Annotated in this window: 16 protein-coding genes; 12 read left to right on the forward strand and 4 right to left on the reverse strand. The window is 51.6% G+C overall.

Going from position 1 to position 15963, the window contains the following annotated elements:
- The coding region (locus FTO68_RS06565) for a hypothetical protein (protein WP_255332586.1) at positions 1–196 on the reverse strand (196 nt) is incomplete at its 3' end.
- Between the two features lie 535 nt (positions 197–731).
- On the opposite strand from FTO68_RS06565, the gene FTO68_RS06570 reads away from it, so the two are divergent.
- Complete coding sequence (locus FTO68_RS06570) at positions 732–1328, forward strand: FmdE family protein (RefSeq protein WP_255332660.1); 597 nt, start codon at positions 732–734, stop codon at positions 1326–1328.
- A 103-nt stretch (positions 1329–1431) separates the two neighbouring features.
- On the opposite strand, the gene fdhD is transcribed toward FTO68_RS06570, so the two are convergent.
- The 3 genes from fdhD to fdhF form a co-directional block, all read right to left on the reverse strand.
- On the reverse strand, positions 1432–2259 hold the full coding sequence (fdhD, locus tag FTO68_RS06575; protein ID WP_255332587.1) for a formate dehydrogenase accessory sulfurtransferase FdhD: 828 nt from the start codon (positions 2257–2259) through the stop codon (positions 1432–1434).
- A gap of 189 nt (positions 2260–2448) precedes the next feature.
- Positions 2449–3693 (reverse strand): Coenzyme F420 hydrogenase/dehydrogenase, beta subunit C-terminal domain, encoded by a 1245-nt coding sequence (locus FTO68_RS06580; protein ID WP_255332588.1) that lies wholly within the window; start codon positions 3691–3693, stop codon positions 2449–2451.
- Positions 3694–3695: 2 nt separating this feature from the next.
- Positions 3696–5762, reverse strand: a complete 2067-nt coding sequence (fdhF, locus tag FTO68_RS06585) for a formate dehydrogenase subunit alpha (protein ID WP_255332589.1) — start codon at positions 5760–5762, stop codon at positions 3696–3698.
- 152 nt (positions 5763–5914) lie between these two features.
- On the opposite strand from fdhF, the gene mobB reads away from it, so the two are divergent.
- The 11 genes from mobB (at position 5915) to mtrB (ending at position 15961) form a co-directional block, all read left to right on the forward strand.
- A complete protein-coding gene (gene mobB / locus FTO68_RS06590) occupies positions 5915–6622 on the forward strand; it encodes a molybdopterin-guanine dinucleotide biosynthesis protein B (RefSeq protein ID WP_255332590.1) in 708 nt (235 codons plus the stop codon).
- Positions 6623–6645: 23 nt separating this feature from the next.
- Positions 6646–7542, forward strand: coding sequence for a ferredoxin-like domain-containing protein (locus tag FTO68_RS06595; RefSeq protein WP_255332591.1), 897 nt, complete (start codon positions 6646–6648; stop codon positions 7540–7542).
- 336 nt (positions 7543–7878) lie between these two features.
- Complete coding sequence (mcrB, locus tag FTO68_RS06600; protein WP_255332592.1) at positions 7879–9186, forward strand: coenzyme-B sulfoethylthiotransferase subunit beta; 1308 nt, start codon at positions 7879–7881, stop codon at positions 9184–9186.
- A 23-nt stretch (positions 9187–9209) separates the two neighbouring features.
- Positions 9210–9680, forward strand: a complete 471-nt coding sequence (mcrD, locus tag FTO68_RS06605; protein WP_255332593.1) for a methyl-coenzyme M reductase operon protein D — start codon at positions 9210–9212, stop codon at positions 9678–9680.
- A gap of 1 nt (position 9681) precedes the next feature.
- Positions 9682–10323 carry a methyl-coenzyme M reductase I operon protein C gene (mcrC, locus tag FTO68_RS06610; RefSeq protein WP_255332594.1) on the forward strand — a complete coding sequence of 214 codons (642 nt, stop codon included), beginning with the start codon at positions 9682–9684 and terminating at the stop codon, positions 10321–10323.
- Between the two features lie 3 nt (positions 10324–10326).
- Positions 10327–11088 carry a coenzyme-B sulfoethylthiotransferase subunit gamma gene (gene mcrG, locus FTO68_RS06615; protein WP_255332595.1) on the forward strand — a complete coding sequence of 254 codons (762 nt, stop codon included), beginning with the start codon at positions 10327–10329 and terminating at the stop codon, positions 11086–11088.
- Between the two features lie 6 nt (positions 11089–11094).
- Positions 11095–12801 (forward strand): coenzyme-B sulfoethylthiotransferase subunit alpha, encoded by a 1707-nt coding sequence (mcrA, locus tag FTO68_RS06620; RefSeq protein ID WP_255332596.1) that lies wholly within the window; start codon positions 11095–11097, stop codon positions 12799–12801.
- Between the two features lie 231 nt (positions 12802–13032).
- Positions 13033–13944, forward strand: coding sequence for a tetrahydromethanopterin S-methyltransferase subunit E (gene mtrE, locus FTO68_RS06625; RefSeq protein ID WP_255332597.1), 912 nt, complete (start codon positions 13033–13035; stop codon positions 13942–13944).
- On the forward strand, positions 13944–14801 hold the full coding sequence (gene mtrD / locus FTO68_RS06630; RefSeq protein ID WP_255332598.1) for a tetrahydromethanopterin S-methyltransferase subunit D: 858 nt from the start codon (positions 13944–13946) through the stop codon (positions 14799–14801). The genes mtrE and mtrD overlap by 1 nt, the downstream gene beginning before the upstream one ends.
- Positions 14802–14811: 10 nt before the next feature.
- Positions 14812–15657, forward strand: a complete 846-nt coding sequence (gene mtrC, locus FTO68_RS06635) for a tetrahydromethanopterin S-methyltransferase subunit MtrC (RefSeq protein ID WP_255332599.1) — start codon at positions 14812–14814, stop codon at positions 15655–15657.
- Between the two features lie 16 nt (positions 15658–15673).
- Positions 15674–15961 carry a tetrahydromethanopterin S-methyltransferase subunit MtrB gene (gene mtrB, locus FTO68_RS06640; protein ID WP_255332600.1) on the forward strand — a complete coding sequence of 96 codons (288 nt, stop codon included), beginning with the start codon at positions 15674–15676 and terminating at the stop codon, positions 15959–15961.
- Positions 15962–15963: the final 2 nt, after the last annotated feature.

A 15963-nucleotide genomic window follows, 5' to 3' on the forward strand; every position in this document is an offset into this window, starting at 1 on the left:
GGCGATCGGGGCTGTGCACAAACTCCCAACAGGAAATACCCTTTGGACAGAGTTTGCCTTCGTTGACGGGTGTTCGCTTATAAGGCTCAACACCGACAACCTTTCCGTTATTCACAACGAGGTTCAACCCGCAACCAACACCGCAATACGGGCAGGTGGTCGGGACATACCTCATCATTTCTCTAGTTTCATTCATTTCGATACTCCATTTCAAATAATCTCAGCGAGTCACAAACACCAGCTTGAGATCACGTGTACTCAGAGTAACCACATATAAAAGAATACCATAATTTCTATATAGAAGGTAAAATTAACCCAGTAAACAAATATCAAAGTATCGAATAATAACCCCAAACAGAGCCAAAAGCCCGTGCGCGTTTTGAAAGAATTGCAATATAAAGCAATTACACAAACTTATTATATAAGTTGTAAAAACACTTATTTTCATATATCAATATCGATCATACCACGATCTCTTATATGAACCTAAAGAGACGATACGGGTATATTTATACTAATCACCAGAATACCCGGTTACTCAGAGCCATTTCGAAATGGAGATATGTAATTTATCAAGCAGACGTCCTGAATTAAACAAATAGAGACAAGATAACTCAAAAGTTGAATGGTTAATAACCAACAATTACCTTGATAGAAAAGATATTATGATGTATTTACCAAATAGTTGAGCTATGTTGACACTCGACATACTTCCGGAAATAGAGGCATTGATGGATAAACAAGGTGTAAACCCACAAACAAAGGAACATTTATTAAAATGCAGTCGTTTCCACACCTTTTCAGCACCGGGACTTCTCATCGGAGTATATATGACAGAATATGCTCTCGAACTGCTCAAGGCACAACCAGATGAGATTCTCTATGCAGTCAGTGAAACACACAAATGTGCACCGGATGCATTACAGATTATCGCCGGTTGCACCGTAGGGAACAACCGGCTGAGAGTCATTCCCATAGGCAGATTTGCAATTACTATCAACCGCAAATCATGGGATCCGGAAGTGGAAGGAGTGCGGGTGTTTGTCGATCTCAATAAGCTCAAACAGTATCCGATTATCAATGCATGGTTTACCAATGATCCCTCATTTGATCATCATGGTAATGTAATGCCGCTCCTCGATGAGATCTTTATTGCAGGGAGGAAGATACTCAGTTATGAGAAAGTGATGGTTCAAACCGAAATCAAAAAGAAATGGAAATCCGTTACCTGCACTATGTGTGGGGAAACAGTGCCGGACTATCTTGCGCAGGGCGATCTTTGTATCAGCTGTGCAGGTACGAACTATTTCCGGAAGATTTCAATATAAATACTTTTTTAGATGGGCTGGATAATGCAAGGCAGAGGATTGAAGGGCACTCCACCCTTAAGATAATACAGTAAGCAAAAAGCCCACTCCCAGCCAGATCTTTTCAGAGACAGGAATCTGAACCCCGAATTCGGTTCATGCCTGAATATATAACCGCCCGTGGCCTCCGCACAAACCCGGCAACGGTGATATTCAGTTTGTTTGCCATATCAATGCCCGAACTAAACGGTGCATTATTTGATATGATAAGAGGGATACCAACGCGATATGCTTTCCGGATCATGCCAGCAGGAAGCCTGCCGCTGCATGTCAGGGAACAGGTGGAGAGTGAAGTGCCCTTTATCAGTGCCTTGCCGATTGCTTTGTCGATTGCAGTATGCCTCCCCATATCCTCGGCATATGCAACCAGATCTCCATTCATTGTAAGAATCAGTGCCGAGTGGGTGCCCCCGGTTTTTTTCCAGGTGTTTGAAAGATCATGCAGCCTGTCAACTGCTGAGAAGACCGCGTCAACAGGGAAGACGCACCCGTCCGGAAGAGCGGGAGCCTCTTCATCGGATCGGCCGGCATTCTCAGCCCCTCCTGAACTCCCAACTTCCAGATCATGACTATTAATACAAGCCGCATCGGATCTTGTCCGTATATCTATTGAAAGATCATCGATTCTGATCGAGTCAATCTCATGTATGCCCTGTAAAAACCCCTCATCAATGATAAAGCCAACTGCAAATTCCACAAGTTCATCCGGCGTTGCCACCATTGTCGTGCAATGCTCTCCATTCAGGAACAAACGCACCTGTTCCTCAATACAGATCGAAACGGCATCTGAAACAAACCGGGATCCATCAAATACAAGAACAGGATAATCCCGCGTCAGATCGCATTCTTTCCCCCGTGATGAGGATATTTTCAATTCAAATGCATCATTCATCAGGTATAGTATGGAGAGAGAACATCATGAGCATTTCTTTTTATATTGAGTTAATTATGTCAATTAAATGTACTCCATATTTACAATAATAGTGACCAGGAGGATCTGAGAAACAGATAAAAATAGACAAACAGAGAACAATTTTTTAAAAAAATCATATGGGAGTATTCCCACAATGTTTTCAATTCTTTATTCTTTGAAGACGTTGTCAAAGATCTGGTCTGAGCCTGTGTCATCAAGACGCTTCCGCTCAACCCTCTCCTCGGCATAGGCAAGGACTGGTGGATCCATGTTGATACCGGGTGTGAAGCCAAACATCTTCTGAAGCTCAACCTGCTGGGCGTGCATGAAGAGTGCATTTGGAATATCCATCGCACAGAGTTCCTCGCACTGGCCACAGTTGATACAGGAGTCCGAGATGTGGGCAAACCGGATCATGTGGAACATGAAGCTTGGGGGCACCTGTCCGGGCTTTACAAGGTGAGGCTTCTTGGTGCTGCACTCGACGCAGTAGCAGATCGGGCAGTTCTCAATGCATGCGTAGCATTTGATACACTTTGAAGTCTCTTTCATGATCTTCTCAAGACGCTCACGGCCTTCGCCGAGCGCTTCGAAGTCATGCTGCCGCCACTTGTCACCAAGTTTCAGCATTGCATTCTCGACTTTGCTGCGGATTGCGATACCCTTTTCGTCTGCTGCTCCGGTCTCAAGAGTTCCTGCCTTTACAGCACCATTTACAAGGTTTGCTCCCTTCTCGGAACAGACCTCAACAAAGGTTGCCTTTCCGGCTTTGTCACCGATGACACCCCAGTTACCACAGGCAAGGTCTGCCTGGCGGGGGATCTTCATCTTGCACCGGCGGCAGTTGCTCCTCCGGCCGTAGCCTTCTTCCTCAAGCTCATCGATGGAGATTCCCTTGTGCTGTCCATCCTTTGTGACAATGATGAACTGGCCCTTGTCGATCTCCTCTTTCACAACGTCAGCTGGATCAACTTCGAACTTCTCCTTGATCATCTTCCGGGCAACAACCGGGGAGACTGTCCCACCACAGTTGACACCGATCATGATGACGTTGTCGAGGTTGATCTGGTTCCTCTTGGCAAGCTCATAGAATGCCATTGCATCGCATCCCTTTACGGGGACGGCGATCTTCATGGTGCCTGCACCGCCGAGGTACTTCTTGATCATCTTCGGGATGAGCAATGTACCGCAGTGGAGGGATCCGGCAGATCCTACGATCTCAGCCGGATCGGTGATGAGTTCGAGTGTTGCATCATAGATGTCTGCTCCCTTCTTGACAGCAAGGACACCATCAACCATCTTGCTCTCAAGCGCGTACTTCAGGAGCGTGGATACTGCTCCTCCGCACTCACCTTTCTCAGCAAGTTCTGATTCCTTTGCCCATGCATAGAGCATATCGCCTTTTGCTACCATCTTCAGGCCTCCTGTATCTTCTCAATCTTTATAGCACAGGCCTTGAACTCCGGAATCTTTGCGATCGGGTCAAGTGCGTTGTTGGTCAGGACGTTTGCCGCACATTCTGCAAAGTGGAACGGCATGAACATCACACCCTTCATGATCTCCTCTGTCACGCGGGCAGGCACCTTGATCTCGCCACGGCGGGTCTTTGCGACCACCATCTCGCCATCAGCAACACCGAGATCGTGTGCATCTTCAGTATTGATCTCGATCCAGCCGGTCGGAACCTCGCTCTCAAGCGATGCGGAACGACGGGTCATTGAACCGGTATGCCAGTGGAACAGGGTTCTGCCGGTTGTGAAGATATATGGGTATTCTGCATCCGGAACTTCGGCCGGGTACTTGAACTCGATCGGGAAGAAGACTCCAAGGCCATCAGGGTGCGAGAACTTGCCGATATGCAGGATTGGTGTACCTGCATGCTCAGTTGTCGGGCAGGGCCAGTGCAGCGCTTCGGGCTTGCGGAGACGCTCGTAGTTCATACCGCCATAGGATGGCGTGACTTTAGCGATCTCATTGAAGACGTCTTCAGCACTCTGCCATGGGAACTGGCCTGCATACCCCATCTTTGCCGAGAGTTCGGCGAGGATCTGCCAGTCGAGTTTGGCCTGGCCGGGCGGATCCTGGGCTTTCCGCCACATCTGGACACGCCGCTCGGTCGAGGTCTGGGTGCCGTCCTTCTCGGCATAGCAGGTTGCGGGAAGCACGACATCCGCAAGCTGGGCGGTCTCGGTCAGGAAGATATCCTGCACAACGAGGAACTCAAGGCTTTTTATTGCGTGTTCGACATGTGTCAGGTCAGGGTCGGAGAGCATCGGGTTCTCGCCCATGATGTACATTGCTTTCAGCTCACCGGGTTTCTCGGTTAAGACATCCATCATGGTGGTGACTTCATACCCGTTCTTTGGTTCGCAGATACCGTCGGGGAAGCCCCAGGCATCCGAGAACTTCTTGTGGGCGGCTTCATCGATCACCTTCTGGTATCCGGTGAAGACGACAGGGAGTGCTCCCATGTCACAGGCGCCCTGCACGTTGTTCTGGCCACGGAGCGCGTTCACGCCGGCACCGGGTTTGCCGAGGTTGCCACAGAGCATCTGGATGTTGGCAACCGATTTGACGTTGTCGACACCAACGGTGTGCTGCGTGATACCCATCGAGTACAGGATCGCGGTTGCACCGGATTTCGCAATCCACTCAGCGGCGGTCTTCAGCTGGTCAACGGGGATGCCTGAGATCTTTGAGACGTTCTCGAGGCTGTAGTCGGGCTTCATAACGACTGCTTTCAGCGCTTCAAAGTCTTTTGTCCGGTTGGCGATGAACTCCTTGTCTTCCCAGCCGTTTCTGATGATCTCCTGCATCAGGCCGTTGAGAATAGCAACATCACTGCCGGATCTAAACTGCATGTACAGGTCAGCCTGTTTGCCGGTCGGGGTGAGACGGGGGTCGGCGTAGATGATCTTCGCACCGTTCTTCTTTGCCTGCATGACTCGGCGCCCAATAAGCGGGTGCTGTTCGAAGGTGTTGCTCCCGATGATGAAGACGCATTTCGACTGGGCGATGTCGCCGATCGAGTTGGTCATTGCACCGGACCCGAATGTCGCAGCAAGGCCGGCAACGGTCGAGGCGTGGCAGAGACGGGCACAGTGGTCGATGTGGCGGGTCTTTAAGACACCGCGGGCGAACTTCATGATCGCGTAGTTGTCCTCGTTCGAGGTTCTTGCAGAGGCAAGCACCGCCATCTCATCTGCCTTGTACGACTTCAGTTTCTGGGCGATCAGGTCATATGCCTCGTCCCAGCTGGCTTCGACGAACTTTCCATCTTTCTTGATGAGAGGAGTGGTCAGCCGGTCTTCGCGGTTCACGAACTCGTGGGCATACACGCCCTTTGGACAGAGTTTTCCCTCATTGACAGGGGAACGCTGGTAGGGGGCGACGCCCGTGACCTTGCCGTCAACGACGACGAGGTTGAATGTGCATCCTGTCCCGCAGTACGGGCAGGTCGTTGGTACATATTTCATTTCCATGGTTAACTTACCTCGGATAACTCTACATTATTAATCGAGAGTATTTATAGGTAGCCATTTTTCTCTAAAATATGATGAATATCGGTGGAAGATGCAGAGAAAAACCGAAAAGAGAGAATACTAATTGTTGAAACGCACCATCTACAATTCAGATGATTGTCATCCACATCTTCGGAAGATCAAATACCGGGAAAACCACCCTTGTAGAGTGTTTATGCAGGCAGCTTGCCGCAAAGGGCCGTGTCGAGACGATCAAACACAGCGGACACCACCCACTTGCTCTTGAGGAGGGGAAAGATACCACCCTGCATTTCCGGGCAGGGGCATCAGGGACCTGTGCCATTGATGAAGAGAAGAGCATTCTGATCCTTGCAGATCAACGCCTGACCAACGCTCTTGATGCCGCATCTGACAGGGGAGCAGAGTACTGTATTGTGGAGGGTTTTAAGAACATACCCCTTCCGGGCATTGCCCTTGGAGACCTCGAAGGCAACTACATTCTGATGAGGAATCCAACGCCTGAGGAGGTCCTCCTCAACCTCAGCCTTTTTCCGACATGGTACACCCCAAAGGCTGTTCTGGACAGGCTGCTGCATGACACCGGACCAGGAACATATGGCAGTCTGCTGATCCTGCATGGAGTTACCAATAAAGCACTTCAGGACGTTGCAGAGGTAGCTGGCAGAGCTCCCGGCATAACGGGATCTGATGGGAGATTATTGAACATTGGCTTCAAAGAAGCCTTTGGAGAGGAGATTGGATGCCTTGCATTAGTGGGAAAATCCATGAGAGCCGTTACAACAACGCTCAATCAATGTGTAGAACTTCTCAGCGATGCAGAAGATGATAGGAGTTATTAGTATAGAAACGAAGGAGGTACCATATGGAGATCGAGCGAGACACCGGAATGCACACCCGCGGAGGTGTGATCACCGAGAGGAACAGCGATTTCTGCTGTGTCAGGATCAGGCTTCCGGCAGGCATCATCACGCCAACACAACTGTCAGGGATTGCACGGATCACTGAGGAATATGGAGCAGGCACCGCCCACCTCACCACCCGGCAGACAATGGAGATCCCGCATGTCAAAATCGAAGATCTCGAGGCACTTGGAAGAGCGCTTGAAGAGAACGGCACACCAGTAGGATCCGAGAGAGAAGAGATCGTCAATATCACCGCATGCCCCGGAATCGACCGGTGCAGGCTCGCAAATATCGACTCGATCGGTATCGCCCTTGAGATAGACAGGAAATATTTTGCTAAAAATATGCCGGTCAGGGTTAGAGTAGCCGTTTCTGCCTGCCCAAACAGCTGTGTATCAGAGCGGCTCTGCGAGATTGGCATCACCGGAGTCCGGCAGCCAATCAGAAACCCCGGACTCTGCACAGGCTGCGGCACCTGCGTCAATTTCTGTAAAGAAGGAGCTCTTTTCGTGAAGAGAGGAGAGATTGTACTGGATCGCCAGAAGTGCATCGACTGTGGAAACTGCATTCATATCTGCCCGTTCCATATTATAAAAGGCGATCCGCCTGCGTACCTGATCTCCGTCGGAGGCAGGCGTGGGAGGCACCCGATGCCCAGCCGCCCCCTGGTTACGGTAAGGACGATCGATGATACACAGGCGGTCATAGATATGATCGTCACCTGGATCTATCGGAAGGCATGGGATGGGCGCCTCCTTGGAGATCAGCTCGATGAAATAGGGTTCGATTCGCTTAAAAAAAGTGTTCTGGAGAAGATTTTACCGGAGAACATCGTATCCGGCCCGGAGATATCCTGATCCTCGGGAGCGCAGAGATATGTAGGATGAGGTGTTGGTATTACAACATACATAGTTGTACAAATGTCTCAATATAATCTTACTATCGTTCAGTGAAAAACTGAACATCGTTCCTATATTTGAATATTACCCCTTTTTTTATTTTTATTTTACATCTAGAGATAATATATTCCCCGAAGATGAAAAGACAACACTTATATTCTGAGATACGGTATTATTCAATGTCCCAGAGGGGACGTGCCAATCATCATCAGTACCCAATTCAGTGACATCTTTTAGCATTCAGCATTCAATGACCGGAATGTATCAAATCAAACGGTATTTGGAGGAAAATTTATGGCAAAATATTCAGACAAAATCGACCTCTATGACGACAACGGCAAGCTCCTGAAGAGCAACGTCGCACTCGACAAGGTCAGCCCGCTGACAAACCCAGCGATCCTGAAGCTCGTTAACCTCACCAAGAGGACTGTCGCAGTGAACCTCGGTGGAATCGAAGCAGCACTCAAGACCGGTAAGATCGGCAAACACCAGCAGATCCTTGGCCGTGAGCTTGACCTTGACATCGTCAAGAACGCTGACGCAGTCACCGCAAAGATCAAGGAGATGGTACAGGTAGCAGATGGGGATGACACAGTCATCAACACCTACGGCGGAGGGAAGCTCCTTCTCGTTCAGGCGCCAACTGCCCGGCTGACCGCAGCATCCACCTACGATGCATCAATCACCGCAGTTGCATCCGCAACCACCTATGCCATCATGGAACAGTTCAATGTCGGCATGTTTGACGCAAACACCGTCAAGGCAGCCGTCTGGGGTACCTACCCACAGACAATGGACATGGCAGGAGCGGGCGTCCAGTCTATCCTTTCCATCCCACAGAACAACGAAGGTCTCGGCTACGCGCTTCGGAACATCCCGGCAAACCACGCCGTCATGATGACCCACAAGAACGCAATGCAGGGTGCAGCACTCTCAGCAACCTTTGAGCAGGCAGGAGAGTTCGAGATGGGAGCCGCAATCGGCCCGTTCGAGCGTGCACAGATGCTCCTCTACGCCTACCAGGGACTGAATGCAAACAACCTTGTCTACGATCTCGTCAAGAAGAACGGCCAGACCGGAACTGTTGGTACCGTCGTCCAGTCGCTTGTTGAGCGTGCAATCGAGGACAAGGTCATCGTACCCGGAAAGAAGGGCGGCTACTTCCAGTTCTATGACACGAAGGACCCGATGCTCTGGAATGCATATGCAGCAGCAGGCACACTCGCCGCAACCATGGTCAACTGTGGTGCCGGCCGTTTCGCACAGGCAGTATCTTCAACACTCCTGTACTTCAATGACCTGCTTGAGCACGAGACCGGTCTCCCAGGCTGTGACTACGGCCGTGTCATGGGTGTAGCAGTCGGTTTCTCCTTCTTCAGCCACTCGATCTACGGTGGTGGAGGCCCCGGTATCTTCAACGGCAACCACGTCGTCACCAGGCACGCAGCCGGTGTCGGTATCCCATGTATCGTTGCCGCATGTGCACTTGATGCAGGAACCCAGATGTTCTCGCCAGAGTCAACCTCGAAGATCTATCAGGACACCTTCGGCCAGATCGATGAGTTTGCAAAGCCGATCCAGGCAATTGCAAAGGCTGTATAATCAGTCTCCAATCAAGGATTCAAATGGCAGAAACCAGTTATCCCCAGATACGAATCGTCCCCGCACGTTTCCTCACCCCCGATACCGCAGAGGTTCTCTTAAATGAGATCCTCTCAAAAACCGGTATCCGACGGATCGTCATTAATGGTCCAAGGGTACCGGAGACCGTTCCATACGGCCCTGCCCGTGGCACACCAAATGTGATTGCCCAGCGCAGAGAAATTGAGGTCCAGGGTGAGACGATCAAACTCCAGGTACAGGTAGGAACGATCCTCATGGAACTTGAGGATGAAACACCAATACCGGAGATCAGAAAAGCATGCGAGGCGGTTCTTACGAACTTCCCATTCACTCTTCAGGAGGGCAGATTCATGCGCTCCAGTATGACCATGACCGATTATGCAAAGTACGGAATCGTCGAAGACGAACGTATCCTCGGCATGGTTGACCCAAAGAGCAAAACCCGACCGATCATCCTGCAGGGGAATAGATAACATGCCAATAGGACGTGTGACACAGGTCGTCGACTGCCGCCAGTCCATGGGGATGGGCAAAGGTGGATCGCTCGCACAGCGCGGGACGATCTCCGAATGCCGGTACCCGGACGTCATCGTGGTGGCAATGTCTCCCGGACGGAGGCATGTGACAAAGCCGATCTGCGATATCACGTCAGCACTCAGGCAGCAGGGGGTCGAATACAGCGTAAGTACCCTGGTGTTGAACGCGGGCAGCGGCATCCCCGCTGATGCAGGAAACGCAGGCGGAGCGGCCATAGGTGCAAATTTCGGCTTGAATTACCGTGAGATCGAACAGATCGAACGGCATAAAGTCGCTGTTCTTCACCATGGCAATGTTCGATCGCATGTTGTTCATAAAGTCAGAAGCATACTTGAATCGTGCGATATCAGAGCGGTCGTCGTCTCCCAGGCGCCGATCGATTACGAGGATCTCGCACGGGAAGGAGTAAAGACCGCCTATGTGATGCCCTCCGCAGATGCAATACGGACGAAAGGAACTGTAGTTGCTATCGTGAGCGGCGTAACACGCGGGCAGACGCCTACGCGGGAGAAACTGGCAGATGTTATCCGCGAAGTACTACGAACAATGAAGGAAAAAACCTTCACTGAGGTGAATTAGTTTATGGCATACAAACCACAGTATGGCCCGGGAACCTCCAAGGTCGCCGAAAACAGGCGAAAGCAGATGAACCGGGATATAAAACTCGAAAAGATTCGTGATGTAACCGATGAGGACGTCGTTCTTATCCTCGGACACCGCGCACCAGGACAGGCATACCCAACCGCACACCCGCCACTCGCAGAGCAGGGTGAGCCGGACTGCCCGATCAGAAAGATCGTCGCCCCAACCGAGGGAGCAAAGGCAGGAGACCGCGTCCGGTATATCCAGTTCGCAGACTCAATGCTGAACGCACCATCACAGCCATACCAGAGAACCTATACCGAGATGTACCGGTACCGTGGTATTGACCCAGGTACGCTCTCAGGTCGTCAGATCGTCGAGTGCCGTGAGCGTGACCTTGAGCAGATCTCAAAGGACTTAATCAACACCAACCTCTTCGACCCGGCACGTGTCGGTATCCGTGGCGCAACTGTGCACGGACACTCACTCCGTCTCGCAGAGGACGGCATGATGTTTGACATGCTCCAGAGGTGTATCCTCGACAAAGACGGCATCGTCAAGTACGTCAAAGACCAGATCGGAACCCCGATCGACAAGAAGGTTGCAGTCGGCAAGCCCATGGACGAGAAATGGCTCGGCGAGAATACGACCATCTTCCACGTCCTCGGTGGGAACCCATACCGGAATGACGCAGAGTACATCGAGTACATCCAGCGTATCCACAGCCTGAGAACAAAATACGGATACATGCCCAAGGAGTGATAAAAGATGGCAAAAATTGAGAGAGCACAGAAACTCTTCCTGAAGGCACTGAAGGAGAAGTTCCCGGGACAGGATGTAGAATCCCAGAAAGCCAAGTTCTATGCATTTGACGGTCTGAACCAGTCTCCCCGTAAGAAGGAGTTCATGGCAGCAAACGAGAAGATCGTCAAAGAGCGTGGCATTGACATGTACGACCCGGCACGCTGCCACCTTGGCGGTATCCCGATGGGCCAGCGCCAGCTGATGACCTACGAAGTCTCAGGCACCGGCACCTTCGTCGAGGGTGACGACCTCCACTTCGTCAACAACTCTGCCATGCAGCAGTTCTGGGACGACATCAGGAGAACCGTTATCGTCAACATGGACCTTACCCACCAGACCCTCCAGAAGCGTCTCGGCAAGGAAGTTACCCCTGAGACGATCAACGAATACCTCCACGTCGTCAACCACGCAATGCCCGGAGCAGCCGTTGTTCAGGAGCACATGGTCGAGACCCACCCTGCGCTCACCGACGACTGTTACGTCAAGGTCTTCACCGGAGACTCCGAGCTTGCAGACGATATCGAGCCGCAGTTCTTAATCAACGTCGAGAAGCTCTTCCCGAAGAAGCAGGCAGAGGCCCTGATGGGCGCAGTCGGCAAGTCCATGTGGCAGTGTGTCCACATCCCGACAACCGTCTCCCGCACCTGCGACGGTGGAACAACCTCCCGGTGGTCTGCCATGCAGATCGGTATGTCCTTCATCGGTGCATACCGCATGTGCGCAGGCGAAGCAGCAGTCGCTGACCTCTCCTACGCAGCAAAGCACGCCGGTGTCATCCAGATGTCCTCACACCTGCCAGCCCGCCGTGCCCGTGGTCCAAACGAGCCAGGTGGTATCCTGTTTGGCAACTTCGCCGACATGATCCAGGCAGACCGGAAGTATCCAAATGACCCAGCAAAGGCATCCCTTGAGGTTGTCGGTGCAGGAACGATGCTCTTCGACCAGATCTGGCTCGGCTCCTACATGTCCGGCGGTGTCGGATTCACCCAGTATGCAACTGCAGCATACACCGACAACATCCTCGATGAGTTCACCTACTATGGTATGGACTACATCAAAGACAAGTACAAGGTCGACTGGCAGAACCCCAATCCAAACGACAAGGTCAAGCCAACCCAGGAAGTTGTCAACGACATTGCAACCGAGGTCAACCTCAATGCAATGGAGCAGTACGAACAGTACCCGACCATGATGGAAGACCACTTCGGCGGTTCCCAGCGTGCGGGTGTCATGGCAGCAGCCTGTGGTCTATCGACCTCAATTGCAACCGGTTACTCAAACGCCGGTCTGAACGGCTGGTACCTCTCGATGCTTATGCACAAAGAGGGATGGTCACGTCTTGGATTCTTCGGCTACGACCTGCAGGATCAGTGTGGTTCAGCAAACACCATGTCTGTCCGTCCTGACGAAGGCTGTATCGGCGAGTTCCGTGGACCAAACTACCCCAACTACGCAATGAATGTCGGCCACCAGGGAGAATATGCAGCTATCGTCGGTGGTGCACACTACGGACGTGGCGACGCATGGTCACTCTCCCCGCTCATCAAGATCTGCTTCGCAGACCCCGCCCTGAAGTTCGACTTCGCCGAACCAAGGAAGGAGTTTGCACGCGGTGCGATCCGCGAGTTCATGCCAGCAGGCGAGCGCTCGCTCATCATCCCCGCAAAGTAAATCTTTCAAACCAAACTTTTTTTCTCTAATGAAAGATGTTCTGAAATACAGGCCCGAAATTCATAGTCTTTCTCTCAAAAAGAGAGTGACAATGCCCCAATTCAGCAGTATTTCGAAACCTTTAACTCAATCACTATCAAGTCTTCTATATCTACACGTAGTACTCCGACTCTGGAGAAGCAGCGCTGATCGAACACTCTCATACTCTTATAGATCAAGGGAGAATCTCACATGGAGAACATCGTATTAAGTATTGGAGTAGCAGCATTTGCGGGAGCGCTTGCCGCTGTGGCAGGGGCAGCCGAGGATACCGAATCCAATATCGGATCCCAGGGTGACCCGAACTCACAGGTTCAGCTCGCACCGCAGATGGGATACATGCACCGTATCTTCAATAAGGCTGTGGCAGGTGAGCCACCATCCTGGGCTCTCTGGATCGCTCTTGGTGCGGGTGTTGCATGGGCATTTATGGCAATGAACGTCAATCCGGTTCTTGCTATCATCCTTGGAAGCGTACTGGCATCTTTTGTTCAGGGCGTATATGCAACCACCGCGTATCTTGGCAGGACTGCAAGTCTCGCCAAGTTCGGGCAGCCGGTCTATGTTGATATCCTGAAATCGGTTACACCGGTCACAACAGCTCATGCATTTGTTGCGATATTTGCAACGGTAACAATCTGTTACCTGATGAACGCAGTACTCGGCCATCCGTTCCCGCTTCCGATCCTCGGTATTATCTGGGGTATCGCACTTGGAGCCGCCGGATCAGCCGTTGGAAATCCGTATTACGGGAAAGAGCGCCAGTACCAGAACCAGAAGTTCGGAGCAGGTGTCCCTATTTCAGCATCCGGAAACATCGTCCGCTATGCTGAGGCAGGCGAAAGAAGCTCACTGGACAATGGCTGGTTCACCGCAAAGTACGCAGGACCCGCATCTGGTATCTGCTTTGGCCTGATCGTCTTCTTCGAACTCTGGAGGCACCTCATCTTCGAACATTATTTCGGAGGATGGGGCTCAGTCATCGTCGGAGGAATTATTGTTCTTCTCATTACGATCATGGCACGGTTCATTGAGGTCTGGGCACGCAAGACCTACGGCCCATATACGGCGCCAGAGAAAAAACCTGATGAGGAGGCAGCATAATGTCAGCAATCGCAGCTAAACCCGCCGGCGGCGCAGAAATGCCCAAGGGTCCGGCAGCAATCGCAATTGTATTACTGCTCGTTGTCGTCGGTATCGGGTACTATATGACCATGGCAGGCTTCTTCACGATGGCCATTTTCTATTCATTAATCGGCATCATCGTCGGAGGAATGCTTGTTACATTCAGTGTCCACCTTGTTCCGGTCGGTGGAGCACCTGCCGCAATGGGCCAGGCACCAGGTATTGCTACCGGTGTTACGATGCTCGCAGCTGGTGCAGGCCTTGCCGGTCTCTTTAAGGGAGCATGGGCAGCCCAGTTTGGCTACCTTCCGGCACTTGGAACAGGAGCTATCGGAGGCGCACTGTTGATGGCACTGACCTGTATGTTCGTCAATGTCACGTACGTCTATGGTATGGGCATTCCGTCAGCATCCGGAAAGGTCAGAAATGATCCCATAACCGGCGACTCACAGGACGAGTACAAGAGCCAGGGTACCGAAGGCCACGGCCTGCCGTTCATCTCCTATGTAGGCGGTGTCCTTGGCGGCCTTATCGGAGGTTTTGGCGGAACACTGATCTACATCTCGCTCTATGATGCATATGTAAACGGGCTTCCCACACTGATGGGTGGAACGACAGAGAGCATCATGCCGATTGCAGTCAGTGTTGCAGGTATCTTTGCTATCGGCATGTTCCTTGTCAACGCTGTCCTTACCGCGTACAACATCACCGGTACAATCGAGGGTCCGCATGACCCCAAGTTCAAGCGGTTCCCACGGGCTATCGTTGCCAGTGCCGTTGCATCAGCATTAACCGGACTGCTCGCACTGATGATCATCGTGCCGATGCCATTCTGAGGTGAAGAAGATGACAGTAAAAGTTGAAGCATCCGCAGACGCAATCCCCCACAACACCCTGTTGATTGTCGGATTAATCGGATCTATCGTCTGTATCTACCTGACATACCTCAATACCATCACCGGACTTGATGTATTCTCGTTCTTCGGCGGTATTGGTGCAATCATCGCCCTTATCTGGGGTACAAGCACCATCAAGAGGCTCTGCAGCTACGGTATCGGAACAGGCGTTCCATCCGCAGGCATGGTCGCATTTGGCGCAGGTATCATTGCAATGCTCGTTGGAACAAAGTTCGGCATCATGTCACCAGTCGCCGCTCTCATCATTGCAGCAGTCTCAGGTGCCATCTTTGGTTACCTCGCAGACAGTGTGCTGAATATGAAGATCCCGGTGCTGGTTCAGTCCTTAGCTGAACTCTCGATCATCGGAGCACTCACCATCATGGGATTCACCGCAATGGCAACCGGAGACTTTACCTTCGGCGTCCTGACAGCAGGAACAATCAGCATCTTTGGATTCGCAGTTCCCGCAGCACAGGCATCGTTTGTCGGCGGCGGCATTACCGCAGTTGCATTCATGCTCGGAGGCATTGCCATTCAGCACCCGTTCAATGCAGCACTTGGCCCATCCAACACACAGGACCGGACACTGATGCTCGCAGCAGAGTGCGGCTTCCTCTCCATGATCATGATGGCAATCATCTCGTTTGCTTTCATATCAATGGGATCAGCACTCCTTGGGCTTCTGATTGCAATCATTGGATGGGGCTACACCTACGCACAATTCATTGACCTCTCGAAGCGCGATGCAGCCGATTGGCTTGATGCCAAGATGATCGTGGAGACCGAGGACTAAACTGGAGGTGAAAGACATGGGATATGTTCTTGTATTACCTGAGTTCGGCCTTGTTGCCGATCCAGTTCTCGGATTCGTGACGACAGCCGGAGAGTCCTACCAGCCGATCATTGATCGGGTTGCTGAACTCGACAAGGTTGCAGATGACCTGGTCAATATGCTCTCTGGTGAAGGAAATCTTCTGAACAGCTACCCCGGCCGTGAAAAATCACTTCTTTATGCCGGTGGAGTTACCGCATTCTGGTATGGCCTTGCGGTTGGTCTGCTGATTGCAGCCGTCGTTGCATTACAGTACCTGGGGTGAAG

The organism is Methanocalculus taiwanensis, assembly GCF_024372745.1.
Lineage (GTDB): Archaea > Halobacteriota > Methanomicrobia > Methanomicrobiales > Methanocorpusculaceae > Methanocalculus > Methanocalculus taiwanensis.